Annotated in this window: 18 protein-coding genes; 7 read left to right on the top strand and 11 right to left on the bottom strand. The window is 65.8% G+C overall.

The window, feature by feature from the left end:
- The first annotated feature begins 155 nt into the window (after positions 1–155).
- The 5 genes from DID98_RS01535 to DID98_RS01515 all read left to right on the top strand — a co-directional run bounded on the left by DID98_RS01535 (position 156) and on the right by DID98_RS01515 (position 6,322).
- Complete coding sequence (locus DID98_RS01535; RefSeq protein ID WP_059666713.1) at positions 156–401, top strand: acyl carrier protein; 246 nt, start codon at positions 156–158, stop codon at positions 399–401.
- Positions 402–456: 55 nt separating this feature from the next.
- The gene (locus tag DID98_RS01530) at positions 457–2,400 is read left to right on the top strand and encodes an HAD family hydrolase (protein ID WP_124519632.1); all 1,944 of its coding nucleotides are present in this window, start codon (positions 457–459) and stop codon (positions 2,398–2,400) included.
- Between the two features lie 3 nt (positions 2,401–2,403).
- The gene (locus DID98_RS01525) at positions 2,404–3,558 is read left to right on the top strand and encodes an SGNH/GDSL hydrolase family protein (protein WP_124570060.1); all 1,155 of its coding nucleotides are present in this window, start codon (positions 2,404–2,406) and stop codon (positions 3,556–3,558) included.
- Positions 3,559–3,610: 52 nt separating this feature from the next.
- A complete protein-coding gene (locus DID98_RS01520; protein WP_124519628.1) occupies positions 3,611–5,041 on the top strand; it encodes an MBOAT family O-acyltransferase in 1,431 nt (476 codons plus the stop codon).
- A 111-nt stretch (positions 5,042–5,152) separates the two neighbouring features.
- Complete coding sequence (locus DID98_RS01515; protein WP_124570058.1) at positions 5,153–6,322, top strand: acyltransferase; 1,170 nt, start codon at positions 5,153–5,155, stop codon at positions 6,320–6,322.
- Positions 6,323–6,381: 59 nt separating this feature from the next.
- On the opposite strand, the gene DID98_RS01510 is transcribed toward DID98_RS01515, so the two are convergent.
- The 3 genes from DID98_RS01510 to DID98_RS01500 form a co-directional block, all read right to left on the bottom strand.
- Complete coding sequence (locus DID98_RS01510; protein ID WP_124570056.1) at positions 6,382–7,461, bottom strand: glycosyltransferase family 1 protein; 1,080 nt, start codon at positions 7,459–7,461, stop codon at positions 6,382–6,384.
- Positions 7,462–7,488: 27 nt separating this feature from the next.
- Positions 7,489–8,637, bottom strand: coding sequence for a glycosyltransferase (locus tag DID98_RS01505; protein ID WP_124570054.1), 1,149 nt, complete (start codon positions 8,635–8,637; stop codon positions 7,489–7,491).
- 439 nt (positions 8,638–9,076) lie between these two features.
- A complete protein-coding gene (locus DID98_RS01500; RefSeq protein ID WP_124570052.1) occupies positions 9,077–10,126 on the bottom strand; it encodes a glycosyltransferase family 2 protein in 1,050 nt (349 codons plus the stop codon).
- Between the two features lie 434 nt (positions 10,127–10,560).
- On the opposite strand from DID98_RS01500, the gene DID98_RS01495 reads away from it, so the two are divergent.
- On the top strand, positions 10,561–11,850 hold the full coding sequence (locus DID98_RS01495) for a nitrous oxide reductase family maturation protein NosD (protein WP_124570090.1): 1,290 nt from the start codon (positions 10,561–10,563) through the stop codon (positions 11,848–11,850).
- Positions 11,851–11,975: 125 nt separating this feature from the next.
- On the opposite strand, the gene DID98_RS01490 is transcribed toward DID98_RS01495, so the two are convergent.
- Positions 11,976–13,550: a mannose-1-phosphate guanylyltransferase/mannose-6-phosphate isomerase gene (locus DID98_RS01490; RefSeq protein WP_124519616.1), complete on the bottom strand. Its 1,575-nt coding sequence runs from the start codon at positions 13,548–13,550 to the stop codon at positions 11,976–11,978.
- Positions 13,547–14,131, bottom strand: coding sequence for a drug:proton antiporter (locus DID98_RS01485; RefSeq protein WP_124485079.1), 585 nt, complete (start codon positions 14,129–14,131; stop codon positions 13,547–13,549). Before DID98_RS01485 ends, DID98_RS01490 begins: the two co-directional genes overlap by 4 nt.
- 1,297 nt (positions 14,132–15,428) lie before the next feature.
- Between DID98_RS01485 and DID98_RS01480 the strand changes: the two genes are divergently transcribed.
- Positions 15,429–16,820, top strand: a complete 1,392-nt coding sequence (locus DID98_RS01480; protein WP_185500279.1) for a sigma-54 dependent transcriptional regulator — start codon at positions 15,429–15,431, stop codon at positions 16,818–16,820.
- Between the two features lie 63 nt (positions 16,821–16,883).
- On the opposite strand, the gene DID98_RS01475 is transcribed toward DID98_RS01480, so the two are convergent.
- From DID98_RS01475 to DID98_RS01450, 6 genes are all read right to left on the bottom strand, one after another.
- The gene (locus tag DID98_RS01475) at positions 16,884–19,358 is read right to left on the bottom strand and encodes a glycosyl hydrolase 2 galactose-binding domain-containing protein (protein ID WP_124570050.1); all 2,475 of its coding nucleotides are present in this window, start codon (positions 19,356–19,358) and stop codon (positions 16,884–16,886) included.
- Entirely contained in the window at positions 19,355–20,410 is a 1,056-nt protein-coding gene (locus DID98_RS01470; RefSeq protein ID WP_124484966.1) for a DUF1839 family protein, read from the bottom strand. The genes DID98_RS01475 and DID98_RS01470 overlap by 4 nt, the downstream gene beginning before the upstream one ends.
- Positions 20,407–21,378 (bottom strand): amino acid--[acyl-carrier-protein] ligase, encoded by a 972-nt coding sequence (locus DID98_RS01465; protein ID WP_124570048.1) that lies wholly within the window; start codon positions 21,376–21,378, stop codon positions 20,407–20,409. Before DID98_RS01465 ends, DID98_RS01470 begins: the two co-directional genes overlap by 4 nt.
- Positions 21,375–22,571 carry an acyl-CoA dehydrogenase family protein gene (locus DID98_RS01460; protein WP_124570046.1) on the bottom strand — a complete coding sequence of 399 codons (1,197 nt, stop codon included), beginning with the start codon at positions 22,569–22,571 and terminating at the stop codon, positions 21,375–21,377. Before DID98_RS01460 ends, DID98_RS01465 begins: the two co-directional genes overlap by 4 nt.
- The gene (locus DID98_RS01455; RefSeq protein WP_044842951.1) at positions 22,568–22,819 is read right to left on the bottom strand and encodes an acyl carrier protein; all 252 of its coding nucleotides are present in this window, start codon (positions 22,817–22,819) and stop codon (positions 22,568–22,570) included. Before DID98_RS01455 ends, DID98_RS01460 begins: the two co-directional genes overlap by 4 nt.
- Positions 22,820–22,987: 168 nt before the next feature.
- Positions 22,988–23,770 (bottom strand): Crp/Fnr family transcriptional regulator, encoded by a 783-nt coding sequence (locus DID98_RS01450; RefSeq protein ID WP_185500280.1) that lies wholly within the window; start codon positions 23,768–23,770, stop codon positions 22,988–22,990.
- Positions 23,771–23,777 lie beyond the last annotated feature (7 nt).

Here is a 23,777-nt window from a genome sequence, read left to right as displayed (position 1 = left end):
GATCGCCGGGCTAGCATTTGCACGATGGTCGAGGTTGTCGTGCCGCTGCGGACCACGGACCGCTGACCGATGCAATGCGATGACCTGCACGCGAACAACCTCGACCGAGCACATCGCATCGTTCATTTTTCCCTACGTCAAAGGATGCCTTCGCCGTGAGCCAATCTGCCGTCTATGCCAAGTTGACCGACGTGTTGCGTGACGTATTCGACGACGACGAGCTGGTGGCAACGCCTCAACTGACCGCCGCTGACGTCGACGGCTGGGACAGCCTGTCGCACATCCGCCTGGTTCTGAGCGTCGAGCGCGCGTTCGGAATCAAGCTTGCCGCAGCCGATATTTCCGGCCTCAAGAACGTCGGTGAATTTGCAGATCTGATCAGCAAGCGCCACGCCGCATGATGCAGGTCGGCCCGCATGTCCCGTCCAGAACCCGCTTTGCCGAGAGCGCCCTTCGATGAAAGATGATTTGTACACTGCGCTGGCCTGGTTGCCGCGCCCGCCTGACGATTTCTCCGCGCGATGCCGCACGCTCGTCGAATCGATCGACGATGATCCGGGTGCCGGATTGGGCCGCCGCTTACGCCAACTGGCCAACTGCGCGCTCGGCGAAAATCAGTTGATCAAGCTGGGGCGCGCGATCGTTGCCTTGCAGGGCGCGGGGCGCACGCTCGCGCCGCTCACGCCGTTCCGGCTCGGGCTGGTCGGCAACGGCACGCTCGATCATCTCGTGTTGCCGCTCGTCGCCAGCGCCGCGCGTCATGGCGTCGCGCTGGAGATCGTGTCGGGGCACTACGGGCAGGTCATGCAGGAAGCCCTTGCGCCGGATTCGACGATCAATCGCGCGCAAGTCGATGCCGTGCTGGTGGCCCTGGACTACCGTGGGCTGCCGCTCAACGCGCAACCGGGCGACGAGGAAGCGGCGCAGCACAGCGTGGCTGCGGCACTGGATCAGATCGATGCACTGCGGGCCGGCTTCAGGCAGCACGGCAATGCGCCGTCGATCGTCCAGACGCTCGCGCCGCCGTCCGACACGCTGTTCGGCAATCGGGATGCGCTGATTGCCGGCACGCCGCTCAATCTCGTCGAACGTTTCAATCGAGCGCTCGCGCAGCGTGTGGCGGAATCGAATGACATCCTGTTCGACGTTGCGCATGTCGCGGGGACGGTCGGACTGGCGAACTGGCATTCGCCCGCCCAATGGAATCTGGCCAAGTATCCGTTTGCCGGCGACTACGTGCCGCTCTATGCGGATCACGTGGGCCGGCTGCTGGGCGCGGCGCGCGGCAAGAGCCGGCGTGTGCTGGTACTCGATCTCGACAACACCCTTTGGGGCGGGGTGATCGGCGACGACTTGCTCGAAGGCATCAAGGTGGCGCAGGGCGATGCGGTCGGTGAAGCCCATCTCGCTGTACAGCAGCTCGCGCTTTCGCTGAGGGCGCGCGGCATCGTGCTCGCGGTGTCGTCGAAGAACAACGACGATACGGCGCGTCTGCCGTTTCAAAAGCACCCTGAAATGCTGTTGCGTGAGCAACACTTTGCGGTGTTCCAGGCCAACTGGAACGACAAGGCTACCAATATTCGCGCGATTGCCGACGAGCTGTCGCTCGGTATCGATTCGATGGTGTTCCTCGACGACAATCCGGTCGAGCGGAATCTGGTCCGTACGACGTTGCCCGAAGTCGCCGTTCCCGAGTTGCCCGATGATCCTTCGCTGTACGCGCGGACCCTTGCCGCCGCGGGCTATTTCGAGTCCCTCGCGTTCTTGCCGGAAGATCAGAAGCGCGCCGACATGTACCAGGACAATGCGCGCCGCGTGGCGCTGCGCAGTCAGGCCGGCGACATGGATGCGTACCTGCGTTCGCTCGACATGAAGATCGATTTCGCACCGTTCGACGATACCGGACGGGCACGCATTGTTCAGTTGATCAACAAGTCGAACCAGTTCAATTTGACGACGCGCCGCTATACCGACGCGGAGATCCACGCGCTCGAAGGTGACGGGCGGGTTTTCACGCTGCAGGTTCGCCTGACGGATACGTTCGGCGACAACGGCATGATCTCGGTCGTGATTTGCCGGCCCGACGAACGTGCGCCGAGTACCTGGCAGATCGATTCGTGGCTGATGAGCTGCCGCGTGCTGGGGCGCCAGGTCGAGCAGATGGTGTTGCGCGAAGTGCTGCAGCATGCGCGCCAGCGCGATGTCACGCGCGTGATCGGGCGTTACATCCCGACCGACCGCAATGCGCTGGTCAAGGATCATTATGCGAAGCTCGGTTTCGAAGCCGTGAGCGAAGAGCCGGACGGCACGACGGTCTGGGAAATGGCCAGCGACCGCGAGATCGCGCCGGGTCATTTCGCCGTGACGCGGGCGGGTTTCGATACGATTGCTGCCGCCTGAATCATGAAAAACACCGTATCACTCACGTCGTTGCGCGAGACGGATGACGTTGCGGCTTCTCGCAAGCTGCCGCGCCGTGACTATGTATTGCTGCCGTTGATCGTCGTGGCGACGGTGGTCTGCCTTTTCGTTGCCGCCGAATTCGCGACGAGGGCGATCTGGAGCGCGGGTACGCGCGGGGGCGAATGCCATGTGGCCGATGCCAGGGAGGGCATGCGCAACGTCCCGAACTGCACGATGACGGTCAAGACTCCGGAAACGCCGTGGATCACTTACCACTACAACGCTTGCGGTTTCCGCTCGACCGAGGGTTGCGGACCGAAGCCGGCCGGTACGCGACGCGTTGCGTTGCTCGGCACGTCGTTTGCCGAAGGCACGAGCCTCCCGTACGACCAATCGTTCGCGGCGCTGGCGGAACATGACCTGAGCAGGATGTGTGGCGCACCGGTGGAGGTCCAGAATCTCGGTGTCTACGAGCTGCCGTTCCGCAAGGTGCTGAACCGGATCGGGCCGGCGCTGGCCTTGCAGCCGGATGCAGCGGTACTCACGGTTGCGCCGTTCGATCTGGAAAAGATCAATCTGCCGGACGTCGCGGATGCGCCCGCGGCTACCGTCGCGCCGGAACCGCGCAGCGACCTGATGGCGCGTGCCAAGGGCTGGCTGAGCGGCAGCCGTGCCGTCGCCGTCGCACAGCACTACATGTTCGAAAATCCGGACATTCAGGTGCCGATGTATCTGAAATACGGCGACAAGGCCGATTTCCTTCGGCCGCCATTTTCGACCGCCTGGCGCGAGCGGCTCGAGACGTTCGACAAAGTGGCCGCAACGGTCGCGGACAGGTTTCGCGCGACGGGCGTGCCGGTGGCGCTGATGCTGATTCCGCAACGGACGCAGGCCGGGCTCCTGGCCGCGAAATCGCTGCCCACGGGCATCGATCCATTGGCGCTCGATCACGCGATGGCCGAAATCGCCGCGAAGCACGGCATGCGCTACATCGATCTGGCCTCGAGCCTGAAGCAGTCGGCGAACCCGGCCGATTACTACTATCCGGTCGACAACCATCTGAACGCCGCCGGCGCGCGCGTTGTCGCGCGAAGCATGGTGACGGCGCTTACCGCCGGCGGGGCACCCGCGTTGTCGGCATGCGGGTCACATTGAACCTGGCGGCGCATGACGCCGCCATCGTTTCGAACCGTTTTCAGGCCGCCCGATGAATATTCCATCCTTCCAGTTCTTCGCCTTTGCAGCCGTCGCCGCGCTGATCTTCAACCTGTCTCGCTCGCTGACCTGGCAAAACGCGGTATTTCTCGTCGTCAATCTGCTGTTCCTGGCGACGTTTTCCCGCGATCCGGTCGCGTGGATTCCGTTCGCCGCATTCCTGCTCGTCGGTTATCTGAGCGTCCGGGGCATGCAAACGAAGCAGTGGCTGGCTGCGTTCGCGCCGATCGTTGCGATCGTGATCGCGCTGTTCTTCTGGCTCAAACGCTATACGTTCGTGCCGTCCGCGTTGCTGCTGTCGCACCCTTACGCGACGATCGGCGTGTCCTACATCTTTTTCCGGATGCTCCATCTCATCATCGACGCTCGCAGTCCGGGCCTGTCGGTTCGCGTGACGCCGGTGGTGTATCTGAATTACGTGCTCAACTTCACGTCGCTCGTGTCGGGGCCGATTCAACGCTTTCAGGATTACAGCGTGACGCAGACGAGCGAGCGGCCGGGACCGGATGCAATCGACTACGGCGTCGCGCTCGAGCGCATCATCGTGGGATTCTTCAAGGTGGCGATCGTGTCGGCGGCACTGTCGCACCTCCATCATCAGGCGCTTGCGCAACTGTCGCCGATGCAACCGCTCGGCGAGCGCATGCTGACCGGGCTGGCGATCGCCGCGATCTACCCGGTCTATCTGTATTTCAACTTCTCCGGCTACACGGATGCGGTCGTCGGTGTAGCGCGCTTCTTCGGGATCTCACTGCCGGAGAATTTCGACCGGCCGTTCTCGTCGACCAACTTCATCGGATTCTGGAGTCGCTGGCACATCACGCTTTCCGGCTGGCTCAAGACCTACGTATACAACCCGCTGCTGATGACACTCATGCGTCGCTTTCCGTCGCGCTCACTGGAGCCGTATCTGGGTGTCGTCGCGTTCTTCGTGACGTTCTTCCTGGTCGGCGCCTGGCACGGCCAGACGTCGATGTTTCTGTTCTTCGGTGTCCTGCAGGGCGGGGGCGTCAGCGTCAACAAGCTGTATCAGATCCGCATGACCAAATGGCTTGGCAAGAAACGGTACGTCGCGCTGTGCAACACGCCGCTCTACGCCCATTGCGCGCGCGGGCTGACGTTCACGTTTTTCGCATTCAGCCTGTTGTGGTTCTGGTCGACCTGGAGCGAAATCCAGACCATCGCGACGACGCTCGGCCCGGCGCTCGTCGCGTTCGTATGGCTGCTGGTATTCGTGGGCGCGACGGTGACGCTTGCCTTGCTCAACGCTGTATACGAGCGTGTGACGCAAGGCGGCATGGCCGGACTGTTCCTGTCGCGTTACGCCCGTACCTCGTGGTGCACGGTATTGGCGGTCGTGACCGTGCTGGTGCTGGTCATTTCCGATTCGCCCGCGCCGGACATCGTCTACAAGACTTTCTGACCCGCGGCGGCGGCACGGCGATCGTAGGGTGCCGGGTCGCCGGAAACGTGAAGTGTGCGCCGACGCGCGCCGAACCTGCAAGATCGATATTTCCCGGAGCCACTCACTTTCATGGCCAGTCACAAGCAGAAGTTCGAAATCCTGGACGGCTTGCGAGGCATCGCTGCGATAAGCGTGATGTTCATGCATTTCCTGCAGGAACTATCGAGCACGATCCTGCAGGGTGCCTATCTTTCCGTCGACATGTTTTTCATGCTGAGCGGCTTCATTCTTTCGTATTCCTATGGTGAAAGATTACGCCAGGACGCATGGCGTGGCGAGTATCTGAAGCGCAGGTTAATACGCCTGTACCCGATGATTTTCATCGGGTTCGCGATCGGCTTCGCGAGCCTGATCGTCATGCAGGCCAATTCGTCCGCCCGGTTCTCATTGGGCAACCTGGCGGCCGCCACCGGCCAGAATTTTTTTCTCGTTCCATACCTCGGTCGCTTTTCGGTGTCGGGTTTCGTCGGCGCGGCGAATCACAGCTTGCCGTCCGTCAATGATCCTGGCGTATTCCCGCTGAATCCACCTGCCTGGTCGCTGTTCTTCGAGTTGTTCGCGAGCGTCATCCTGATCGCGGCAATCAAGATGACCGCGCGGAATCTGTCGAGATGGGCCTACGCCTGTCTCGTCGCATTCCTCGTATATGGGTTCCTTGCCAGTCTCGATAACGCCAAGCTGGCGATCATGATGAACCAGGGCTGGGCGGCGGATAACTTCGTCGGCGGCTTCTTCAGGGTGGGCTACGGGTTCTTGTTGGGCATCGCGATTGGAAAGATGTACGAATCGGATCTTCCGGCGAAGCCGCATTGGTTCGTCGCCAGGCTCATAAAGAACGACTACATGCTGTTTGTCGTTTTCCTGCTGGTCGTCGCGTTTCCGTCGTCGATCAAGGGGATGTATTCAGTGGCTATCCTGCTGTTCGTCGCACCTGCGCTGGTTTACCGGGGGGCCATGCTCGCGCCGAGCGGCAAGACGATTGCAAGGCTCAGCGCGTTCCTCGGCTGGATCTCGTATCCGCTTTATTGCGTGCACTATCCGATCGGAAGGCTGGTGTTCGCGTATGCGCCACAGGCCGACATCCACGTTGTCCGAACCGCGATGATCGCCGCGTCTCTTTCGATCGTGTCCGCCGCCATCCTGGCGAAATTTGTTGAAGAACCGATCAGGTCGTATCTGGGCAAGCGCATGTTCGGAAATCATCGGGCCGCCACCGGCAACCCGGTCAACGTCGGGTAAACGGAGCAGTTCGCGCAGCACGCCGGCGTCGTTGTGGCGCCGGCGTGCGGGAGTCGCTTTTACAGCCCCTTGAAGATCTCCGTCATCATCTCGGCGCTTCGGCTCCAGCGATATTTCTCCGCGTGCAGGCTTCCCTTGCGTTTGAGCTCGGCCCTGAGCTCGGCGGAATCGAGCAGGCTCCGCAATTTCTGCGCGATGTCGTCCTGCGAAAACGGATCGCAGTACAGCGCCGCATCGGCACAGACTTCCGGCAGTGCGGCCGATTTGCCGACAACCGCCGGACAGCCGTAGCGCATCGCCTCGAGAGGCGGTATGCCGAAGCCTTCGTAGATCGACGGATAAAGGAAGCACGCTGCGTTCTGATACAGCGCCTTCAATTGCTCGTCGCTGACGTAGCCCACGTACTTGATGTTCGGCTCGGATGCCGAGAGATGATCCTGCTTGCCGAACACGGTGGCGTTCTGCATGCCGACGATGACGAGATCGACCGACGGATCGTCGATCTGCCGGAATGCCGCGATCAGCCGCCCGAAGTTCTTGGTCGGATTCATGCTGCTGACCGCGAGCACGAAGCGGCCGGGCGTCAGCGCATGCTTGGCGAGCACGCTCGCGTCCGCTTCCAGGGCATCGAGATGATCCGCACCGAGCGGCACGACGCTGATCTTCTCCGCGGAGACGCCGCAGTGATGCGCGAGGCGATCCCGCGAGAAATAGGAGTTGGTCAGCACGCAAACGGAGGTTCGCGCCAGGATCCAGAACATGATCCGGTACCACACGCGAAATGGCCGGGAGAAATGCGCGGGCGTGTCGAACACCGCCGCATCGTGCATGTAGATGATCTGGTTGCCGATGAAAATGGATGCCGAATTGCTGAGATTGACGATGCGTCCGCGGCGAGCGAACAGCGGGAGCACCAGCTGCTCCCAGACCACGCCCTTGTAAAAACCGACCTTGACCGTCCTCGCACCGCTTACCTCGACGCCGGGCTGCGGAGGCACCAGCACGGTCACCGGATCCTGAGGCTGAAACTTGATCAGTGCGGCGATCAGCTCGCGCGCGACGCGCTGCACGCCGGTCGTCTTCTGCGTGGTGAATCGGCCGTTGTATACGAGTTGCTTCGGTTTCTTGAAAGCGATCATGTCGATAAGGGGATGTCGAAATCGGAATCAGGCTTTGACGTGATCGGGAACAACCGGCTTGAAGTCGTGCGTGTCGACTCGCGCCCCGTCGGTGTCGAGTCCGTAAAGGGCGTGCCACTGACGGAAGATCGCGTTCATCGAAAATCGCTGAATCGCCCGTTGCCGGGCAGCTGCGCCCATTTCCTCGCGAAGCTGCCGGTCGTCGCGCAGCAGGGTCAGATATGCGGCCATCTCGTCGGCGTTCGACGCGACATAGCCGGTCACGCCGTGAATCACCACGTCGCGATTGCCCACGACATCCGTCACCACGGCCGGTATGCCGGCGACCTGCGCTTCGATCAACGCGACCGGCATGCCTTCCCATCGGGAGGTCTGGACGTAGATATCCAGTTCCGACGTCAGCGCGAGCGCGCGTGCGCGGGTGACCCAGCCGCTGCAGACGACTGCCCGGCGCTGGCCGGGGTCCGGAATCTCGGCGGCATCGCCGCCGATCCAGAGAAACTCGACGTCCACGCCGTGCAGCGTGTCGGCAAGGCGCACGAATGCTTCATGATTTTTCTGGAACGACGCCCGGCCGCTCATCCCGATGACGACTTTGCGATCGTCGCGCGTTCGACGCGGTGGGATCTCAGCCGCATTGACGCCGTTTTCCACCAGGACTGCCGACTTCGCCCGGACCTTTCCCCGGATCTCGGCGAGTTCGCTGCCGGAGCACGCGACGATGGTTCCGCCGATGTGCGCCGCGATGCGCTCGAAGCTCAGGTAGGCATACTGCTTCATGCGCGACACGTCGCGGCGCAGGAACGAGAGTCCGTGCGGCGAGTAGAGGACCTTCGCATTCGGGGCGGCGATCCGGGCGGCGATTCGCCCCAGCACGCCGGCCTTCGACGAGTGCAGATGAATCGCGGTCGGCTTGCTGTCGCGCAGGTTCCGGACCAGCGCACGCAAGCTCCGCAGATCCTGTTTGACGCTCACCTCGCGCGCCATGTCGACGTACACGAGCTTCACGTCAGGCAGGAACAGCGTTGAAAAATCGGTCGGGGTTTCCGGTCGGATCGAATGCAGAACCGTCACGTCGACGCCGGTCGCCGCGGCATGGTTGGCGAGATGGGTCAGCATCGAAAGCACGCCGCCACCAAACGCTTCGGCGATATGAACGATCTTTTCTTGGGTCATCTTTCGGTCTAGCGATCCGATCGCACATTCATCGCCCGTTGTGACGATGAGCCGCCCGCGAATCGTGTTGTCTCGGTGTCGAGTTCGTTAAACTATGCATTCCTGATTGATAAATGCATGGCTGCCGTGGCCATTGGATCCTGCTGTCGCAGTCGCTTGTTCGAGCTGACGAGGCAGCCGGATGGTTTCCGCCGATGGAATATCGGGTCGACGTTGCCGGAGCGTGCCGAACACGACGCAGCGTGACGAACCAATGCCGCGTTCTACGTATCGGCTCGATTCCTCCGAACATCGGATACCGGCGTTCGACTACGACGACTGGAGACGAGACAACGACGAAATCCGGTCAGTGCGCGTGAATCCACTGGTCCGGATCATTGTGCAGCGCATGCGCGACCCGCTGGGTGCGATGGCTTACCGAAGGCGCGACTCGGCGACGCTATCGAGCGTCGGCGTGATGGCCGGATGACTTCCGCACGCGCGCGAGCGGATTGGAGATATAGCGAATCGCACGGTTGCTGAGCGTTGCCGACGGCAGCAAGCATGCGAGTGACAGCCCGGCCACGGCCGTTTTCTTGGCGGGCCCCCAGAACGGGTTGCGCAGCACGGTTTGCCAGTAGCGCCCGGATTCGCACAGGAACCAGCGCCAGCGCCGCACGAGTGGGGCGTGATAGAGCGTGCTTGCGAAGCGGGCCTTCTCGATCGCGAAGTCGAGCGGCGCGATCGGCAATGCTTCGTGCAGCCGTGTGCCGGCAAGCATGCGCAGCGTCGCCCATCGGCGTTCGGCTTTCAGCGCGCCTGTCGCGGCGTCTTCCGAATTGGTGAGGGCGAGGGCCGGCGTGTCGGCGGACGGGCGCGTCCCCGGCTGCTGATGGACGCGATAGCCGCCGAGCGTTGCATCGATCATGTGTACGGCGCCGAGCAACGCGATACCGTAGATCGCATAGAAATCCGCGCCATGCAGGTTGTCCGGGGTGACGGGTACCGGAAAGATGCGCTTGAGTGCATCGACCCGATACGCGTTGCCCGATGCGGGCGGCGACGGGTACAGCCAGCCCGCGCGCAACAGGCGGCCGCAATCGGTGTCGACGGCCGACTGCGGCACGCTCGCCCCGGTCATTGCACCGTCCTGCGCGATCACGTCGAGCCGGAAATGCACCTTCACGAAGTCGCCGGACGCGAACGCGGCGAGCACGCGGGCCGCGGCGTCGGCATAGAGCAGGTCGTCAGCGTCGAGCAGGATCACGTAGCGCGTCGTGACATGTTCGAGCGCGCGGTTGTATGCGGCGACCTGACCGCGATTCTCCTGGAACACCGCCGTCACGCGCTCGCCGTACGAGCGAATGATGTCGCGCGAATCGTCGGTCGAACCGTCGTCGACGACCAGCACGCGTACACCGTGCGCGCCCTGCGCGAGCGCCGAATCGATCGCGTCGCGCAGGTATGCGCCGTGGTTGTAGTTGCAGATTGCGATGGTCAGGTCGGTCATGAACGGATTCTGGACGAGCGAAGTGCGGACGATCCGGGGGCCCGGCGGGCAGGGTTCGGTGCCCCGGCGCACGGCACGCCGAGACCGCGACGCGGGATCGGGTGCGACCGGTGCTGTCGGGCGATCCCGGCGCACGGTCGCGTCGCATGGTGGCCATGATACGTGTCGCAGACCGGCACTCGGTTCGCGAGCCTACCGTTCCGCGATTCGCTTCATTGGAAGCGCGATGAATCGTCAACGGCATGTCGGATCCGCCGCGCAGGCGGGATGTATTGGTCTGTTGACGCACTGAAACGCGGCGGGTTCGAATGATCCAATCGAACGTAGTACACCGCCTGTTTCGGCGGTATCGCGGGCCGACAACTCGGCCGGCATGCAGCGATTCGGGCGCGCCGGCGGACGCGCGCGAAGTCATTCCAGGGAGTCGACTCGACATGCATAGATCACACGGCCCGATTCTTGCGCGTGTGGCGCTTGCCGCGATGTGCGTGGCAGGCGGGCTGGCTTGGCCGGGCAGTGCCGCGGCGGCATCCGGCACGCCTGCGCCTGGTGCGTTTCATTCGGCTGTACCGGATGCGTACGTTCGTCCCGCTGGGGACGCGGCCGATCAGGCCGACATGCTGCAACATGCGCTGGACGCGTTGCAGCCTGGCCAGCGACTGGTGTTCGCGCCGGGGCGGTATGTGGTCGGCCGGTCGCTGGTCGTGCGTCAGCGGAATGTGGTGTTGTCGGGCTACGGCGCGACGCTGATCGCGACAACCCCCGGCGACCAGACGGTCGATATGCGCGGCGAGGGTACGACGCTCGTCGGTTTTCGGCTCACCGGAACCGGCACGGCACGCCTCACGACGCCGGAGTCTTCGAAGGTCGAGGTGACGGGGCGCGGCGTGCAGGTGCTCGACAACGTCATCGACGGTGGCGCGGGCGGCGGGATCTTCGTGTTCGGCGGCGCTGACGTCGCGATCGTCGGCAACGAGGTGCTGTCGACGCTGGCCGACGGCATTCACATGACGCACGGCTCGCACAACGTGCTCGTGCAGGGCAACGTCGTGCGCGGGACCGGCGACGACATGATCGCCGTGGTGAGTTACCAGGCGGAAGGCGTGCTGACGCGCAACGTGCTGATTACCGGCAACTCGCTGGAGGGCAACCCGTGGGGCCGGGGCATCACGGTGGTCGGCGGTGCGAACGTCACCATCTCGAACAATATCGTGCGCAACGTACAGGTGAGCTCGGGCATTCTCGTCGCGCAGGAAGACAGCAATCGAACTGCCGGCTCGTCCGACATCCGCATCGAGGGCAACTCGATCGCGGATATCCAGACAGCGACGGGCCGGGCCGATCCTCGTCCGGTCACGCAGCAGGCGGCGATCGAGGTCAGCACGTGGTCGGGTTCGGTGTCGCGCGTGACCGTGATCGGCAACCGCGTGTCGCATGCGCGATTCGACGGCATTCGCCTGTGGGGAAACGTGTCGGGTGTGCGGCTCGCGGACAATCAACTGTCGGGGATCGGCGGAATGCCGGTCCGGGTCGACCCCGCGCACGATTGCGCGACCGGCCGACCGGCGGGGGCGTCGGGAGGGCAGGCGAGGGGCGCGCCGTGTGCGGCTGCGCGTCAGCCGTTGTCGGCGGCAGGTGACGCGATCGGCGCGGATTCGTCGTTGTTGCCGCGCGTGCGCGAATCGGTCAGGCAAGCGCGCTGGTCGCAAGGCGGCATCGACTGATCGTGCGTCGGGTGGGCCGCGGTTCGGCGACGCCATGCGGCGAACAGGCGGCGAATAGGCGGCCACCCCTTGTTCGCGCGGCGGCGCGCATCGCCATCGCGCACGCCGCCTCGATCCGCATGCGCTTACCGGATGACGTTGCGTTCCGAGGCTTCCTCGTCCGGTTCGCGCGAGGCGATCGACGGGCGCTGCCGCACGCTCTCGACGACCGGCCTTCCATACTGATCATCAAACCGCACGATATCGTCTTCGCCGAGATAATCACCCGACTGCACCTCGATGATCTCGAGCGGAATCCGGCCGGGATTCTCGAGGCGGTGGACCTCGCCGACAGCGATATAGGTCGATTCGTTTTCGCTGAGCAGGAAGGTCTCGTTGCCGCGCGTGACCTTCGCGGTGCCGCGCACGACGATCCAGTGCTCGGCGCGGTGATAATGCATCTGCAGCGACAGCCGCTTGCCGGGTTCGACGACGATCCGCTTCACCTGGAACCGCTCGCCGAGATCGATCGAATCGTAGTGGCCCCACGGCCGCTGCACCTTGCGGTGTTCGCTCGCCTGCGGGCGCTGCTCGGTCTTCAGGCGCGCGACGATGTTCTTCACGCGCTGCACGTCGTGCTTGTTCGCGACCAGCACCGCATCGGGCGTCTCGATCACGACGACGTCCTTCATCCCGACGCACGCAATCAGCCGGCCCTCCGAGCGCACGAGACTGTCCTGCGTGTCCTCGAACACGATCGGGCCGCGCGCGACGTTGCCCTGATCGTCCTTCGGCATGATTTCCCAGATCGCATCCCAGGTCCCGACGTCCGACCAGCCTGCGGACAGCGGTACCACGATCCCTTCGATGCCGAGTTCGGGGTGCTCCGCGAGGCGTTCCATGACCGCGTAGTCGATCGAGTCGGACGGGCACGCGTCGAAGGCCGCCGCGTCGATCCGGAAGAACGGATGCTCGGCGGTGCCCGCGCGCCATGCCGCGTCGCAGGCCGCATGGATGTCGGGTGCGAGCGCGCGGATCGCCTTCAGCCAGGTCGATGCGCGCGTGACGAAAATCCCGCTGTTCCACCAGTAATCGCCCGAATGCAGGTAGCGCTCGGCGAGCGCCGCGTTCGGCTTCTCGACGAAGCGCCCGATCGCATAGCCGCCTTGTCCACCGAGGCGGCCGGCGCGCGGTTCGCCGACCTGGATGTAGCCGTAGCCGGTTTCCGCGCGGCGCGGCAGCACGCCGAGCGTGACGACCGCGCCTTCCTGCGCGTAGCGCGCCGCGCGGCCGACCGCTTCCTGGAATGCGGCGACGTCGCCGATCACGTGATCGGCCGGCATGACCGCGAGGATGGGATCGTCCGCGAGCACGCTGGCGTCGAGCGCCGCGAGCGTCAGCGCGGGCGCCGTATTGCGCGCGGCCGGTTCGAGCAGGATGCGGGCGGGGGCCGCGCGCCCGAGCACCTGCGCGGCGCTCATGATGCGATGCTGTTCGCCGCACACCAGCAGCAGCGTGTCGCCGAGCGCCGCGTTCGCGATGCCGTTCAGGCGGCGCGCGGTCGCCGACAGCGGCGATTCGTTCGAGGTCAGCTCGATCAGCTGTTTCGGATACTGCTCGCGCGACAGCGGCCAGAGGCGCGTGCCGGAACCACCGGCGAGTATGACGGGCAGGACGCAGGGCAACTCGGGATCGGGAACCGGGCGAAGGTTGGCGTTCATCGATTAGCTCCGGTATCGGCGGGCAGCCGGTTGTGTACGCGGCCGTCGACGCGCGTGTCCTCGTTGCGCGATCGCGGCGCCGAGACGGTCCGAGACAGCAACTGACGCAGCGCGCCGGCGGCGCGGTCGGCGGGCCGGACGAGACCGACGAACGGCGCGCCCTGTTCGAGATAGGGACCGTAGGCCTTGCGGAATCCGAAACGTTTGTAGAAGGACTGGCGTTGCGCGGGAACGTGCGTGCGCACCGCCACGTCGGGCCATGCGGCCTGCGCGGCCGTGAGCGCACGCTGCATGAGTTGCTCGAGGGTGCGGTCGTCGCGACATGCCTCGCTCGTCAGCACCTTGTCGATCACGACGTCCGGATCGGCGTCGTCGCCGGGCAGCACGCGCGCGTAGGCGACGACTTCCGTCGTGTCGCCCTTGTGCATGCACGCGAACACGTGCAGCGCATGCGCATCCTTGCCGTCGATGTCGAGATACGTATGCGCATCCTCGACCACCAGCACTGCGTTGCGCGAGCGCAGGATTGCATAGAGATCGACGGCGCTCAGATGTTCGAATTCACAACAATGCCATTCCATGATGCGGTCCTCGTGTGAAGCCTTCAGCACGCCGAGCCGCATGAACGCGTTTGTCCGGTGCGGCTCGCCGATGTCCATGATGCGGATGCGGGGCGCGCCGGTCTGTTCGAAAGCATACTCACACTCTCGTTATGCGCGTTTCGTGCGGGCGATGCCGGCAGCGCGAAACGGGCCGTGACGTGAGCGGGGCACTGTGCGGTATCACACAGTGGCCGCATGCCGGCTTTCCCATAATTGATTCGTCGCGATTGTCCGCTGCGAACAGCGCAGCGGGCAGTCCGCATCGAACGCGATTGAAGAATCGGGGGCTGTACTTGAGATTGCGATCGTTCACGGCGGGTCGGCCGCGCATCGCGACCGGCTGCTCGCAGGCCGGCATCCGCCGCATCGTCGATGTCGTCGCGATGCGCGCATCCTTCATCGGGACGCAATCGTTTCGACGCGCCGGCCAACACGCGCATACTTGCGACGGTGCGCTGCCCGATGCTTTCGCGCTGCATGCGGCCCTGCACCAGCACAGTGCCCGTCGCGCCGGCCTGTCGGCAGCGATCATGGGTGGCACGACACGCATGGACGCCATGCTGCATCGCGTCAGGAGACGGACGGCACGACCGGCTGCTTCGTTACGATGTTGTAACGAACACGCGCGGTTCGCCCGCGTTCGATGCGTGATGGCGGCGTCGCAGGGGGCGCGCGATTATCCACGGATGCAAAACGCTTCCCGGATTATTTGCGCGATTCAAGCGAGAATCGGGGGCAATGGAAGGCGCCGATCTTGCGGAAAAGTGGTATTTGGCACTGATTGACGGGAATGGTCGTGGATAATCAAATCTGAGGCGCTAAACGCGCGCCGCGCGCGCCGGGGCGGCAGCGTAATCGGCTGAATCGATTTTATCTTTTGGTAACAAGGCCATCTCGATACGGGGTGTAGATTCAGGAACGGATGAAATGAGGCCACCATTCCGAAAGCGGGTTGGCGGCCATCCGGTTCAGCATCGGGCGCGGCTGTCGTGTACGACGCGACGCAAATGCGGACGGAAATCCCGTTTGCCGACGCGCTCCGCCTGACGGCGCGTCGTATGAAAGCCGGAACGCCGCGGCTCCCGCGGCCGCGCGTTCCCTTCGAGTTCGATGACAACGAGGCCGGATGACATTCGGCTCGACCTCCGGGGGCTCTCGCCGTGTGCAGTTTCGATCTTCGCCAAAGCTGCGGAAACCCAGCGCGGACAGGTGGCCATGCGCCGCCGGCCGCAGCGCACGCGAACGGTTCGCGGAGTGGAGAAAGTGATGGTTCGCTATGAATATGCCAATAACGCGCGATAAGAGCGCCGGCGGGGAGAGGATTACCGGGCAGCGTCCTCTGATTTACTGGACCCAGTCGCCGTCCGTCATGCTGCGCAAGGAACTCGCGCGACGCGACTGGAAAGTGACGCTCGTCGCGCACGCCAGCGAATTGCGCGATACCTCCGGCGAAATCACCTGCGGCATCCTCGACCTGAGCGGCGGTCACGCCGACGCGATCGGCAGCATCGCGTCGACCTGCGCGTCGATGCGCGACGTCGTGTGGGTCGCGCTCGTCGAGACCGGCCAGACCGCCTCGCCGAACGTGCGCGCGCTGTTGCGCGACTATTGCTTCGACTACATCACGTTGCCCGCGTCGCACCAACGCATTGCCGATACGGTCGGCCATGCGTACGGAATGGAATGCCTGTTCGCGCGCGATCGGGAACGCCTCGAATCGCAGGAGAACGGCATCGTCGGCACCTGCAGCGCGATGCTGCGGCTGTTCGATACGGTGCGGCGCTTCGCGCGCACCGACGCGCCCGTGTTCGTGTTCGGCGAGACGGGAACCGGCAAGGAACTGACGGCCGTCGCGATCCATCGTCATTCGGAACGGCGCAACGGCCCGTTCGTCGCGGTCAACTGCGGAGCGATCCCGCCCCACCTGCTGCAATCGGAACTGTTCGGTTATGAGCGCGGCGCGTTTACCGGCGCGAACGCGCGCAAGATCGGCTACGTCGAAGCCGCAAACGGCGGCACGCTGCTGCTCGACGAAATCGGCGACCTGCCGCACGAGAGCCAGGCGAGCCTGCTGCGCTTCCTGCAGGAGCGCGCGATCCATCGCCTCGGCGGCAGCGACCCGGTGCCGGTCGACGTGCGGATCGTCTCCGCGACGCACGTTGACCTGCGCGAAGCGATGGAAGAAGGGCGTTTCCGCGCGGACCTGTTCCACCGCCTTTGCGTGATGCGCATCGACCAGCCGCCGCTGCGCGCGCGCGGCAAGGACATCGAGCTGCTCGCGCATCACATGCTCGAACGCTTTCGCGGCGACGCGCGCCATCGCGTGCGCGGCTTTTCGACGGATGCGATCACGGCGCTCTACAAGCATGACTGGCCGGGCAACGTGCGCGAACTGATCAACCGCGTGCGGCGCGCGGTCGTGATGACGGAAGGGCGCCTGATCACCGCGCAGGACCTCGAGCTCGAATACTGTCTCGACGCGGCGTCGCCGTCGGTGGCCGACATCCGCAAGTCGATCGAGCGCGAAGCGATCGAAACCGCGCTGCTGCGCACGCGCGGACGCGTCGCCGCATCCGCGCGCGAGCTCGGCGTGTCGCGTGCAACGCTCTATCGCTGGATGGAAGCGTACGGCATCGAGCGGCCGCGCAGCACGGGGTCGTCGGACTGACGCGCGCGGTGCGGCCGCGCGAGCGTGTGCGCGTGCGTGATCCGGGTCCCGCGCCCGCTCGCGTCAGCCGGTCAACGCCGCCCGCACGGTTCGCGCGGCGTTGACCGCGCGGATTTCGACGGTCGGTGGCGCGCCGGCGGCAGCATGGCCGCCGGTGTTCGCGAGCGGCACGAGCGCGACACGCGCCGGCGTGCCGGGCGCGAGATCGAACCAGTCGTCGCGCGGCACGAAGCCCGGTGCATCGATCTGCACGTGACGTGCGACGTGGCGCGTGCCGATGTCGACGTGCCACGTGTCGCCGGTGCGCGACACGCATGCCTCGATGCCGGGTTCGCGACGGGCGAACACGGCCGGGTGCGTGCGGGACGGGAAGTAGAACGCCTGCGACAGCAGTGTGCCGTCGTCGGCGCGCAGTGTCGCGACGACGGTATCGTGCTCGCACGGGCCGAAGCGATACGCGTAGGTCCAGTCGAAGAAGCGGCCGAGCAATTCGGCCGAATCGAGCCGCACCGTGTCGTGCGCGGCGATCCGGACCGGAGCGCCGGCACGCGCGAGCGGCGTGCGGCCGTCGCGCAGCGCGACCAGCTCGACGGCCGCCGACAGCGGCGCCGGCCGCTCGTTGATCACGTGCACGTCGAGCCCGTTCAGCCCTTCGTCGACGAGCAGGACCTGCACGGGCTGAAGTACCTGGCGCAGCGCATACCACGCCGATTTCGGCCGATGCGCCGCATCGAGCAAGCCCCATCCGGCGCCCGCCATCACATCCTGGAACTGCCAGACGAGCGCACCCGCGCAGCGTGAGCCGGTGCGCCGCCACTCCGAGAACGTGTCCCGCATCAGTTCCGCGATCACCGCGCGCGACAGCTCGAAGTAGCGCGACGGATCCTCGCGCCGCAGGCGGTCGGGCGCCACGTCGTACAACGTCTGCAGATAATGATCGCGAATATCGTCGAAATCCCACGACGTGCCGGGGTCGCGCGGCACGGCCGCTTTCCACCGCGGCTCGTGCACGCCCGGCCAGCCGAGGCTGGCGAGCATCGCATCGCACGGCACGTTCGCGAACGCGAGGCATTCGCTCGCGAAGCGCACGTCGGCGCGACGCGCGTCGTCGAGCGGGCGAAGGTACGCGCCGACACCGTAATAGTGCGACACGCGCTCGCGCGGCATGAACGGCAGCACGCCGCCGTCGGGCGAGTCGGGGACGTACAGCGCGTCGGGCCGCCGTGCCGCCGCGTGGTCGGCGAGGCGCTCGGCGGTCAGTTCGAGGAAGCGCTGCTTCGGCCCGAGACCCGACATCGCGCCCTGCTGCGCAATCTCGCTGCCGCCGCACAGCACCGCGAGCGACGGCGACGCGCGTACGCGCGTGAGGAACTGCTCGGCTTCGCGACCGACGGCGTCCGCGAAGGCGCGATCGTCGAGCGCATAGTCGAAGTTCGCGAACATGAAGTCCTGCCAGACGAGCAGTCCGAGCCGGTCGCACCACGCATGGAATGCGTCGGCCTCGTAGGTCATCGTGCCGCCGACGCGGATCATGTTGAAGCCGGCGTCGCGCGCGTATCCGAGCAGCCGGCCATAGGTCGCGTCGTCCGCGTGCAGCGCGAGCGGTGCGGCGCTGCTCCAGCATGCGCCGCGCGCGAACACGCGCACGCCGTTGACGCGCAACCCGAACCCCTTGCCGTCGTCGCCCGCGTCCGGTTCGATCCTGCGAAAGCCCGTCGCGCCGAGCGGCCGCCGTTCGGCACCGATGTGCAATGCGACGTCGTAAAGCACCGGTTCGCCATGCGTGTGCGGCCACCAGCGGCGCACGTTCGGCACTGCGACGGTCGCATCGAGCCGGTCGGCGCCGCGGCGTTCGAGCGTCGCGTGGTGCTCGCCGCACGACAGCCGGGCCGCAAACGCCTCGGGCAGCGGCCCGGCGAATGTGAGTGCCGCATCGAGCCAGCCGGTATCGCCGTCGATGCGGGCGTGCAGGTCGCAATGAACGAGAACGGGACCGTCGGCAGGGTCCAGCACGTCGACGGGCCGCCACGGACCGGTCGGCACGCAGCGCGGAAACCAGCCGGGCATGTGCCCGAGCAGCGCCGTGCGAACGGTGCGCAACGTCGCCGGCTCGGCGAGCCGCGTGCGCCAGCGTGCGCGGCGCGGTGCGCGCACATCGCGCAGGTGCGGCGCGAGGGCGCGGAAGCAGACGGTCAACCGGTGCGTGCCGTCGAGCGACACGGGCACGTCGTGCGCGACGAACATGCTGTCCGAGCGCAGGATCGGCGTGTCGTCGAGCCATGCTTCGGCGAGCGTCGCGAGGCCGTGAAAGCGCAGCACGCGCGGCCCGTGGCCGTGCAGTTCGACGCGATACCAGTGGTCGCGCTCGTCGAGCGACGCGGTGTCGTCGGCCCGGCCGGCCAGCGCGAGCGCCTGCGCGACCGTGCCGGGGACGGGGGCGGCGATCCAGCCGTCGGCCGGAAGATCGAGCGGCCCGCGCGCGGTACCCGCGGGCGTGGCGAGCAGCGACCACGCGAGCGCGGCATGCGCGCGCGTCACCGCACCAACGGCACGGCGGCCGCGTCGACGCGCACGGGCGCCGCGTGCTGCAGCGGCGGGGCGATCTGCCGCGCGCAGTCGATCAGGTCGGCGTAAGCCGCTTCGATCGCTTCGAGCGTCGCGTCGCCGCGCTCTTCCTTGCCGCGCGCACACGCCCGCGCCAGCCGGAACTCCAGCACCATCGCCTCGGATGCGATGCGGTCGCAGGCGGTACGAATCTCGGCGAACGGCCCGACGCAGCCGCTCGCCTGCAGCCAGCGCGCGTAATGGCCGAACAGTTCGAAGTTCGCGCCGAGTTGCCGCACCGAATTGAACGAGTACGCGTGGAAGCGTTCGAGCGGGGAATCGGCGAGCGATTTCGCATCGAGCTGCAGCTGGCGCCGGAACGCCGTGACCGGATTGACGACCGGCAGCCGGCGCAGATGCCGCTGCAGCGACGCGAGCGAGACCTCGCACAGCGCGCGCTCGTCGAGCGGTGCGAAACGCCGCTTCGCGCACTCGACGTACGGCGGCAGCGGCATCGGCGAACAGCCGCCGACGAGCCCGTTGTAGTCGAAGTCCTCGGCCACGTAATAGCCGCTGTTGTGGAAGTAGCCGATCTGGCGGCGCGTGCGATCGATCGAGTCGATGCCGATCGTCGTCTTCGTATGCTGCGTACGGTAGCTGCTGCCGCGCGTGTCCGGCAGGAACCACGCGTCGACCTCGACGATCATCAGGTGACCGCGCGCGACCTGCGTCTCGATGTGCTGGTCGAGCGGCTCGTAGATCGAGTGTTCCTGCACGACGATGCCGTACAGCCGCTCCAGTTCGTCGTGCGGAAACTTGAAGAACGTGAACTGGTCGCCCTCGAAGTCGAGCGCGATCGTAAACGGCAGCGCCGCGTACGGGTTGAGGCCCCACCAGCGGAGCACCTCGAGCCACATGTCGACATAGCAGTTGGTCTGTTTCCAGACCATCTCCTGACTGTGCAGCGGGTGCGGCCGATAGTGGCGTGCGCGGTGGCGCACGTCCTCGAACGACGCGTCCTCGCCGTCGCGGGACACGAATTTCATCGCGTACCCCACAGCACGTCGCGAACGTCGGCCGGCCATGCGTCGAGGTCGAAACCGTGATGACGGAACAGCGCGAGCGTCAGCCGCTCGAGGCCGAAGCCGACGCAGCCCGTATGCGCGACGTCGCCCGTCGCGGTGCGGATGTCCCACAGCAGCCCGAAGTGATCCATGTGGTAGTTGAAGCTCAGGCACGCGGTCTGGCGGTCGTCGTGCTCGATCGGGATCAGCAGCTCGAACTTCAGGTTCTGCTCGCGCTGGCTGTTCGCGACGATCTTGCCGCCGCGCCCGAAGAACGGATCGTTCGCGAGATCGATCGCGTTCGGCAGTTGCAGCGCCTCGATCATCCGTGTGCCGCGCTCCATCCACGTCGCGCGGAACGCGACGATCTGCTCGGGCGTGCCGATGCGTATGTATTCGCGCATCCGGAACAGCTGCATGCGGGTCGGGTCGAGCGACGGCTCGTGGCGGAAGCAATACGAGAACACGTCGACGATGCGGCCGTCGTCGGGCAGCGCACCGGCGCGCGCGACGACCGGATAGACCGGATAGCAGGCGGCCGGCGTCATCACGACGTAGGTCGGCTTCTGGCTTTCGGTCCAGTCCTCGCCGCGGTCGAGACACTGCAGCAAGCGCTGGTGCCGCTGTTCGTCGCCGCAGAACGCATGCACGCTGCCCGCGAGTTGCGGGAAGCTCTTCATGTATTCGCTGCGCTCGAATTCGGTGCGGCTCATCGCCGGCGGGAAGCGCAGCACTTCGGCTTGCTGGTCGGCGCCGAGGCGCGTGACGAAGGCGTCGAGCGCTTCGACGACGCGCTCGAACCGCTCGCTGCGGCCGAACAGGCCCTGGATGCCGGTCGACACGAGCAGTCCCGCATCGATCAGCTCGTCGCGCAGCGGATTGACGCCCGCGCGGTCGAGCGGCGCGTCGGACGGGGTGGCGGCGGAAGGCACGGAGAGGCGATCGTTCACGAATGTTTCTCCAGCGTCGCGGGACGCAGTGCGAGCAGCAGGCTCGAGGTATTGGCGGCAATGCGGTCGTTGCTGATCATCAGCGGCGCCGCGTGCAGGTCGCGCAGGTGGCGGCCGATGCTGAACGGCGTGCCGTGCTTGTAGCCGGCCATCCCGCAGATCATCATCGCCTGCTGGGCGACTTCGAGCGCGGTCGACGACACATAGGTCTTCAGCGTGTTGATCTCGGCGGCCCAGGCCATGCCGGCCGACCACGAGCGGGGCGACGCGCTGGCATAGAGGCGCAGCACGCTGTCGACGCGGGCCTGCATCGCCTGCATCAGCGCAAGCGATTCGGCGATGCGCCGCGACGCGGGCGACGGCGCACCGTCGGTCTGGCGCGCCTGCGTGCGGAAGAACTGGTGCGCGCGATGGAACGCGTCGCCGGCCACGCCGATCCACACCGCCGCCCACAGGATGTGCGAAACCGGCACCATCGTCTGTTCGGCGATCTGCGCGAACGGCACGGGCAGGCATTGCACGGTCGTGCCCTGTGCATCGAGCACGAAGCCGTTGCTGCACGTGCCGCGCATGCCGAGCGTGTCCCATTCGCCGCGGCGCGTGAGCGTATAGCCGTCGCGCAGCACCGTGACGAGCACCTGCTCGGATGCCGGCGCGTCGGCGTCGCGCCGCGCGGTCGCGAGGATGCCGTCCGCGTAGTCGCCGTACGAGATCGTCGGCGCGGATTTCTGCAGCCGGAATTCGCCGCCGTTGGTCTCGAGCGCGCACTGGCTCGCGCGCAGGTTGCCGCCGACGCCGTCCTCCGACGTCGCCGACGCGAGCAGCCACTGATGGCGCACGAGCTGTTGCAGGAACAGCTTGTGCCAGCCCTGGTCGGCCGCGTGATTGACGATGCAGGCCACCTGGATCTGGTGCATCGCGAACACCATCGCCGACGACGCGCAGGCCTGGCCGAGGATCGAGCATGCCGATGCGACGTCGGCCAGCGACGCGCCGGCGCCGCCGAGCCGGGTCGGGACCATTGCGCTCAGCAGGCGGCGCGCACGCATGGCCTCGATCGCCTCGACAGGGCAGCGCGCGTCCCGGTCGACCGCATCCGCGTGCTGGGCGGCGATTTGCGCGACGGCGTGCGCGGCCTCGTCGAGCCGGCGTGGTTCGTCGTCGGCCGCGAGTTCGGGAAGCAGCGCGCTCATGCGGAATGCTCGGCGCGTTGCAGGGTCGCGATGGTGTCCGCGAGCGCGTCGACGCTGCGGAACAGATTGCGGTTCAGCATCTCGTCGGGAATCTCGATGTTGAACTGCTTCTCGATCGCGAGCATCAGCTGGATCGTATCGAGCGAGGAGAGGCCCGCTTCGTAGAGGTCATCCCCGTCACCGATCGAGTCGATCGCGGCTTCGAGGTGGGCGACGTGCTTGAGGATGGTTCTGATTTCGTTTTTCACGTGCTGCTCCGGCGTGTGAGGTGTCGTCCGCAAGGGCGGACGCGCGCAGCGCGCTGACATCCCCCCGGCAGTCCGGCATCAGTAGACCATTCGCACGCCCGGCGTTCTGTTCGCCACCCTACAATCGGCTGACTCGCGTCGCACGCGTGCGACGACACGCCGTGCGCATCACGCGCGTGCCGCGGCGCTCACGCCCGAGTCGGCCGACAGGATGCGCTTCATCTCGTCGCGCACGATCGCGCGGCAGCCGCACGACATTTTCTCGAGGCCCGCAAGGTCGGCAAGCTCGATCGAGCTCCGGTACTGACGGATCAGGCCGAGTTTCTGGATCTCCCCGGCCGCATCCGTGACCGTCTCGCGCCGCACGCCGAGCATCTGCGCGAGCATGCTGTGGGTGATCTGGATCTCGATGCTGCGCGACCGGTCGTACGCGAGAAGGAACCATCTGCATAACTGATGTTTGAGCACGTGATGTCGGCTGCAGAACGTGATCTGCGAGACCTGGGCCATCAGCAGCCGCACGCAGACGAACACCAGATGGCGAATCACCGGCGACGCGTCGAACGCGGCGGCGAAGATGCGCCGGTCGAGCCGGTAGACGAAGCCGTCGCGGCATGCGACGGCACGGCACGGCATCCGGCCGCTGCCGCCGATCACGTCGTCGCAGACGACGCTCTCGCTGCCGATCTCGGCCACTTCCAGCGTCATGCCGCCGGACGACACGTACTGCAGCGAAATCGCCGTCGTGACGGGCAGGTAGACCGCGGTGAGCATTTCACCCGGTTCGCACAGCACCTGGCCCGATTTCAGGTGAACGAGTTGGAGGTTGGCAATCAGCGTCGCGCGTTCGTCGCGGTCGAGGGCCGCGAGGAACCGGTTGGCGTCGAAGCTGTGGGAAAGCTCGATCATGCCGCTCGCATGGGCGACGGCGTCATTGGCCTGGTGGGTCACGGCGGAT

This window comes from Burkholderia sp. Bp8984 (assembly GCF_003853755.1).
Taxonomy (GTDB): Bacteria; Pseudomonadota; Gammaproteobacteria; order Burkholderiales; family Burkholderiaceae; genus Burkholderia.
The sequence above is the reverse complement of the archived record's forward strand: the minus strand, read 5'-3'. Positions and strand labels throughout refer to the sequence as shown.